This is a genomic window from Mycobacterium sp. (genome assembly GCF_050701515.1).
In the GTDB taxonomy this organism is placed as follows: domain Bacteria; phylum Actinomycetota; class Actinomycetes; order Mycobacteriales; family Mycobacteriaceae; genus Mycobacterium.
This window is the reverse complement of the sequence record NZ_JBOGDB010000224.1, coordinates 1-1,905: the sequence shown is the minus strand read 5'-3', so window position 1 is coordinate 1,905 and position 1,905 is coordinate 1. Positions and strand designations below refer to the sequence as shown.

3 protein-coding genes and 1 pseudogene are annotated in these 1,905 nt (G+C 70.9%); all 4 read left to right on the top strand.

Annotated features, from left to right (window positions below; translation table 11 throughout):
• Positions 1–313, top strand: a pseudogene (locus ACRDU5_RS17605) (hypothetical protein); the annotation flags it as partial.
• Positions 314–320: 7 nt separating this feature from the next.
• Entirely contained in the window at positions 321–620 is a 300-nt protein-coding gene (locus ACRDU5_RS17600; RefSeq protein WP_526615964.1) for a type VII secretion target, read from the top strand.
• A complete protein-coding gene (locus ACRDU5_RS17595) occupies positions 613–888 on the top strand; it encodes a DUF2694 family protein (protein ID WP_526615962.1) in 276 nt (91 codons plus the stop codon). The genes ACRDU5_RS17600 and ACRDU5_RS17595 overlap by 8 nt, the downstream gene beginning before the upstream one ends.
• Positions 889–896: 8 nt before the next feature.
• A partial coding sequence (locus tag ACRDU5_RS17590) for a PPE domain-containing protein (protein ID WP_526615960.1) occupies positions 897–1,905 on the top strand: 1,009 nt, incomplete at its 3' end.

Below are 1,905 nucleotides of genomic sequence, written 5' to 3'. Positions count from 1 at the left end.
GGCCGCCCAGGGCGCGGCGGCGGCTCCGGCGCAGGGTGTCAGCGGACTGGCCGGTGCCGCACCCCAGCTGGCCGGCTTGGCTTCGGAGCTGGCTGACCGCGGCGGCGAACCCGACCCACCCGGTGACAGCGCCGCCGGTCCGGACGACGAGGCCAAGGACGACCGAGAGCCGGACACCGACGATCAAGTGCCGGACGCCGACGATGACGGCGCCGACGATCGCGTCCGGGAGCTGCCAGCGCCCGGTGACCCCGAACCCGAGTCACCGTCGGACGTTCCCGCGCCGACCCGGCCGGCGGCGAGCAGCCGGTAGGAGATCGATGCCAGACATCCGGATAACACCAGAGCTGCTGATCGCGGTGGCGGCGCGACACGACAGCGTCGCCGACGAGATCGCCGCCGCGCGCAGCGCCGGGGCCGACATTCTCGCCGCGGTGGGCACCCACGGGCCGATCATGCATCAGTTCAAGGCCGCGGCGAACGATGTTGTGCAGCGCCGAGACTCGGCCTTCGCCGATCACGAAGCCGCGCACCGTGCGGCTGCCGACAAGTTACGCTCTGCTGCCGCGCAGTTCAGCGAGCAGGAAGAGATCAACGCCGCGGCGGTCCGCTTTGACTGACCAGTCCTATACCGCCGCCACCCCGGACAACACCATCTTCGTCCGGGTCGCGCTGGCCGGACATACGCTCGGCGTGCAAATCGAGCCGGCCGCCATGAAGCGTCCGGCCAACGAGATCGCGCAACGCATCATGGCGTGCAACGATGTCGCCTATCTGAAGGGTCAGTTGGTCATCCGGGCCGAGTTGGAGGGGAGGTCGATTCCGGTGGACGACATGCCGACAGAAGCCGACCTGGCCGACGCCGAGCGAAAGCTAAAAGAGCTGTAGGTCCGCTGATGAAGGTCGCCTTTGCCGAGCTGATGGCCGCCGCCCTGCGGGTGCAGGCCCTCGCACCGACGCTCCAGGGCGTCGGGCCCGGCGTGCTGGCGCCACTGGCAAAGGATCCGACGTCGATCGGTGCGGCCGCGCGCCTCGAGCTGGCCTCGAAAGAGGTGTGGGCATTGGCATGCGCGCAGGCGCAAAGTCTGCGCACCGCTGGTTTGCAGATGTTCATGATCGCGGTCAAGTTCGGCACGCAGGAGGAGGTCAACGCGGCCAACCTGGCGGCACTGAACGTCGCGCTGGGCAGCATCGACGCCGGCACGCTTGCGGCGCTGCCCCCGGTACCGCCGCTGATACCGGATATCCGCGCACCGCTGCCACCCCCGGCCGGTCTCACCGGCGAGAAGTTCTCCCAACTGGTGACCGCCGGCTCGTCCGGAGCAGCGGCAGGATTCACCACCGCCGCCACGACCAACGGGACCGGGGCCGACACCGTTGCCCTCGCCCTGCGTGAGATCACGGCCACGGTGCCGGATCTGTGGGAAAGCCCGGAAGGTACCGCCGCCCTCGCGGGTCGGCTGACCGAACATGCCGGCGCGGCCAACGCCGTCGCCGAGCGGTGGCAGGCCCTGGCCGAGCAGTCGCAGAAACACGCCGAGGTGTACAGCCAGGCCGTGACGGTCCTGCCGAAGCCGATGGAGTTCGGTCAGAACGACGCGGCGATGCACGATGCGGTGTCCACCAACATCAACGGCAGCAACAATGCCGTGATCTCCCAGCTGATCCGGCAGCGCGGCGAGCTCGAGCAGCGGGCGCTTGCCACCTCGGCGCGGTACCACGCCGACACCGAGGCGACCACCGGGCCCGACGGCGCCGCAGTGCCGCACTCCACGCCGTCGGGTGCCCACCCCGCCACCGGTCCCGGCGCAGGCACCCCGGCCGGCGTCGCAGCGAAACCCGGAGAGGCGCCGGTGCCCAAGGCGGCCGGCGGCGAGGCCGCGAGCCCGGCGGGACAGGCCGGGG

Coding starts and splice junctions, on each gene's coding strand:
- ACRDU5_RS17600 (WP_526615964.1), top strand. CDS start 321: ATGCCAGACATCCGGATAACACCAGAGCTGCTGATCGCGGTGGCGGCG.